General features: G+C 34.5%; 8 protein-coding genes and 1 pseudogene. 4 read left to right on the top strand and 5 right to left on the bottom strand.

Annotation, left to right across the window (positions count from 1 at the left end):
• Nucleotides 1-231, top strand: a pseudogene (locus IM496_RS16105) (hypothetical protein); the annotation flags it as partial.
• A 124-nt stretch (nt 232-355) separates the two neighbouring features.
• On the opposite strand, the gene IM496_RS16100 reads toward IM496_RS16105, so the two are convergent.
• The 3 genes from IM496_RS16100 to IM496_RS16090 form a co-directional block, all read right to left on the bottom strand.
• The gene (locus tag IM496_RS16100) at nt 356-640 is read right to left on the bottom strand and encodes a type II toxin-antitoxin system RelE family toxin (RefSeq protein ID WP_002795042.1); all 285 of its coding nucleotides are present in this window, start codon (nt 638-640) and stop codon (nt 356-358) included.
• Complete coding sequence (locus IM496_RS16095) at nt 615-842, bottom strand: hypothetical protein (protein ID WP_002734104.1); 228 nt, start codon at nt 840-842, stop codon at nt 615-617. The genes IM496_RS16100 and IM496_RS16095 overlap by 26 nt, the downstream gene beginning before the upstream one ends.
• Before the next feature lie 270 nt (nt 843-1,112).
• Nucleotides 1,113-1,619, bottom strand: coding sequence for a GUN4 domain-containing protein (locus tag IM496_RS16090; RefSeq protein ID WP_287662539.1), 507 nt, complete (start codon nt 1,617-1,619; stop codon nt 1,113-1,115).
• A 421-nt stretch (nt 1,620-2,040) separates the two neighbouring features.
• On the opposite strand from IM496_RS16090, the gene IM496_RS16085 reads away from it, so the two are divergent.
• Both IM496_RS16085 and IM496_RS16080 read left to right on the top strand, forming a co-directional pair.
• Entirely contained in the window at nt 2,041-2,268 is a 228-nt protein-coding gene (locus tag IM496_RS16085; RefSeq protein WP_172969780.1) for a hypothetical protein, read from the top strand.
• A complete protein-coding gene (locus IM496_RS16080) occupies nt 2,249-2,473 on the top strand; it encodes a type II toxin-antitoxin system RelE/ParE family toxin (protein ID WP_287662537.1) in 225 nt (74 codons plus the stop codon). Before IM496_RS16085 ends, IM496_RS16080 begins: the two co-directional genes overlap by 20 nt.
• A gap of 230 nt (nt 2,474-2,703) precedes the next feature.
• Here the strand turns inward: IM496_RS16080 and IM496_RS16075 are convergent, their stop codons facing one another.
• Together IM496_RS16075 and IM496_RS16070 are read right to left on the bottom strand one after the other, a co-directional pair.
• Entirely contained in the window at nt 2,704-3,096 is a 393-nt protein-coding gene (locus IM496_RS16075) for a type II toxin-antitoxin system death-on-curing family toxin (protein WP_002731957.1), read from the bottom strand.
• Complete coding sequence (locus IM496_RS16070; RefSeq protein WP_002751127.1) at nt 3,093-3,317, bottom strand: AbrB/MazE/SpoVT family DNA-binding domain-containing protein; 225 nt, start codon at nt 3,315-3,317, stop codon at nt 3,093-3,095. Before IM496_RS16070 ends, IM496_RS16075 begins: the two co-directional genes overlap by 4 nt.
• Before the next feature lie 70 nt (nt 3,318-3,387).
• Between IM496_RS16070 and IM496_RS16065 the strand changes: the two genes are divergently transcribed.
• Nucleotides 3,388-3,672: a hypothetical protein gene (locus IM496_RS16065; RefSeq protein ID WP_016515349.1), complete on the top strand. Its 285-nt coding sequence runs from the start codon at nt 3,388-3,390 to the stop codon at nt 3,670-3,672.
• Nucleotides 3,673-3,893: the final 221 nt, after the last annotated feature.

Here is a 3,893-nt window from a genome sequence, read left to right as displayed (position 1 = left end):
TATAAAGATGTAACTTTAGGGATTGAATTAAAAGTATGGCGGGATAAAAAACGCGATCCGCAAGCTGATGGAATTGAACAATTAGAATCTTATTTAGGACGTTTGGGTTTAGATTTTGGTTGGTTATTTATCTTTGATAGGCGGAAAAATGCCTTACCAATGGAAGAGAGGTTATCCACTGAAGTTGTGGTGACGGAAAATCAATATAGAATTACTGTAATTAGAGCTTGAGTGTTTTAAATGAAGTATTTTTGGAAACAATGCTTTTTTCAAAGATATTTAACGGTGAATTTATAAGGCACGTTGCATTTAATTAACACACCCTACAGAATTGGCTGCTTAATTTTTATTTCAGCTATTCATAAACTTTACTTCTATAGGCGATAAAAATTATCGTTACCAGTTTTAAATCATCATTAATTTCATAAATAACTCTATAGTCACCTACTCGATAACGATAATAACCCGATAACTCACCTTTGAGAGATTTTATATTAGGATGATTACGAGGATTAATTTTTAAACGTTCAAAACATCTATTTAACTTTTTTTGTAAAGTAGCAGAAGCAGATTCAAAAAACTCCCCTGCATCAATACTAATAACAACAGTATAATTAATATTTTCGTTTAAGTTTGTCAACAGTAATCACCTTTCCTTGTTTTACATTTTCTCTAGCATGATCAAAATTTTCTTTAAATCCTACAATCTCTAATAACTCTTGAGTAGCATCATCTTCTCTTGTTGCCAAATATGCTAAAAAATCAACTGCTACAAGTAATTTTTCTGGTGACAGTTGTTCAACATATTTTTGGATTTGTTCACGAAGTTCTAACGTATTCATAGATTATTTTGGTTATTTACCCAATTTGATTATATCTGATTCTGATAAAATTTAGATCCCCGACTTCTGTTATTAATCTTCTGATGTAATAGATAATTTGTAGGGTGTATTAGTGACAGCGTAACGCACCTCATATTTACTAAATAATTTATTTTATTATGTTTTTAAAAATCTCATTTAATAATAATGGTGCGTTACGTCGCGTATTTAATTTATTTGTATATTTTATAATCTTTTTGCGCTCCTAACGCACCCTACAAACTGTAACCTTTACAGGTTACAATCTACAAGTCTCGACGAGAGAGAAGACTCGCACCTCATCTCCCAACCTCTCACACACCACCCAAAACCCCAAACCATCGGTAGGTGACCTTCGGGTGCTTTTTTATCAAAAATAATAGTATCTCTATCTCGTCCGTCCAACCAACTTCCTCCTTTTCTCCATCCTACCTTGTCCCCGAACTTTTCCCAGATTTCTGGGTTATATTCTTTCGTTCCGCCTAAACCCTGATAAATGCGTTTCTGAACAGAAAACCCAAATCTACCATTACTGTATTTTACCCACAATTGGTCAATAGTTCGCAGGTCTGCACAGGGAAAATTATCAATATGTTCATTATTTAACCAACCTTCTTCTTCCCGCTTCGCAACCGCTAACATTACCCTTGCTGTTTCTTCATCTGCTTCTTTCCATTTTCCAGCTTTGAGGAAGTCACGCAGTTTGCTATAATCCATCCCTACATCTGATTTTAATTCTACCTCTCGCTGTAAGCTCATAGTGATATTCCTGTAGATTAATTTTTAGAAAATATACTAGAGACATCCTAACATAGGTTACACTCCACAAGTCTTGATGCGAGAGAGCGGAAAAAATCACCATTTTATATTTAGGACTTACGCAAGATGTGACTGAAAACCTTATTCTTGCGTAGGGGTAATTCATGAATTACCCCTACTTTCGTTCCCTTTTGCGTAAGTCCTAAAAAAATATCACGCAACCATACAAACTCAAAGGAAAAATTGATCAATCTGCTAACTTGCTGATTACCGAACCCCTGAATTTACCCCCTGGAAACGTGGAAATTGTAGTTTGGGCAGCCACAGATACCCTTGATCATACCACAACCCCAACCAGTGAACTTATAGATTAAAATAGAATTACCAAAGCTAGAATTTACTTAATTTAGGAGGTTCCATGATGACTTTACAGGAAATTATTAATTCTATCGAAAATTTACCCACAGAAGATCGAGAGTATTTATTTAACTTTCTGCAAAAACAACGAATTAATCAAAAACGAACTGAAATTTTAACTAATGCAGAAGAACTAAAACAGGCTTTTAAAAATGGTACAGCAAAGAGAGGAACTGTTGATGATTTGATTGCTGATTTACTAGGAGATGATGATGGAAGTTGTTTGGAGTAGTGGATTTAAAAGGTCTTTCAAGAAGATTACAAAGAAAAATCCACACTTAAAAAATCAAATTATTAATGTATTAAGGATTTTGGCTGATGATCCTTTTACACCATCTTTGAATTCTCATAAATTAGGAGGTGAACTAGCAGGTTTATGGTCTTGTTCTGTTGCTTATAACTGTAGAATTATCTTTAACTTCTCCCAAGATGAGTAGTTATTAGAAATGGTTATTTTATTGATAGATATTGGCAGTCATGATGAGGTTTATTAAAATAAATTTGTTCAATATGATATCATATAAAAACAGAGTCTCATAAAAAACATCATGCAAGCATACAAACTCAAAGGAAAAATTGATCAATCTGGTAACTTAGTGATTACCAAACCCCTGAATTTACCCCCCAGAAACGTGAAAATTGTAGTTTGGGCAGCCACAGATAACCTTTAATATTTAATAGAATTTTCTCGCAGCCATTCTGATATAGTTTCTTGACTTTCTTGACCGTTTGCTAGTCGTTCCATTATTAAAACAACTTCGGGTTCTGGAACATCTAACGAATATCCATTTAATTCCAGAAAGATAGCCATTACTACGAAAGCTACCCGTTTATTACCATCTATAAAAGCATGATTTTTAGCAAATCCATAACCATAAGCCGCAGCTAAATCAAATATACTGGGTGTAGGTTCACCATAAGCAAGTAAATTTTTCGGTCTATCTAAACTAGCTAAAAACAAATTGTTATCTCGCACACCCGCCAGACCACCATGCTGTATTAATTGGTCTTCATGTATAGCTTTAACAATTATTTCATTTAACCAGAAAATTCCATTCATTTCCCTAACTCATGAAGTGCATTTCTGTATTTTGTGCTGACTTTTCTGTAAGCCTCCATTGCTTTTTCAAAATCAGGATTACCAGCAGTTATAATAATACCTGTTGGTGTTTCAGTGACAAATACACTGTCTCCTTCTTGAACTTTAAGTTTTTCCAGAGCTTCTTGAGGTAATGTTATAGCCAAGGAATTTCCAACTCTACTAATTTTTAAGGTGTACATTCAGTTAATAACCTCCAATTCAGTCAATTTGAGATAATAATATAAAAACTAGAGTCTCATGAAAAACATCATGCAAGCATACAAACTCAAAGGAAAAATTGATCAATCTGGTAACTTAGTAATTACCGAACCCCTGAATTTACCCCCCAGAAAAGGGGAAATTGTAGTTTGGGCAGCTACAGATACCCTTGATCATACCACAACCCTAACCACTGAATCAGCACCAGAAACACCAAAAAGACCAACTAAAATCAAGGTTTTGCAAAACTGGTTTGAGAAAACCCAACCTGCACCTCCTGATTTTGATCCAGATCAAGCTAAATGGGAATATTTAAAGGAGAAACATAACCTGTGAAAATCTTGCTTGATACCAACATAATTATAGATAGTGTAAACTTAAAGAGTTCACCCACTGCCAAAATACCATGACTCGCTGGTTTAATCTCTTCGGGTCTAATTCCCCGCCGCTCGCGGCGTATAATAAGTAGTCGTGCAAAATTAATTTCCTAGTAAAGATAGGCACTCATGCAAGAGGCAAAAGGCAAGAGGGGGTTAGATATGTGTAATTAATTTTGC

It is taken from the genome of Microcystis sp. M049S2 (assembly GCF_020245625.1).
GTDB lineage: Bacteria > Cyanobacteriota > Cyanobacteriia > Cyanobacteriales > Microcystaceae > Microcystis > Microcystis ichthyoblabe_A.
This window is presented reverse-complemented; position numbering and strand designations above follow the sequence as displayed.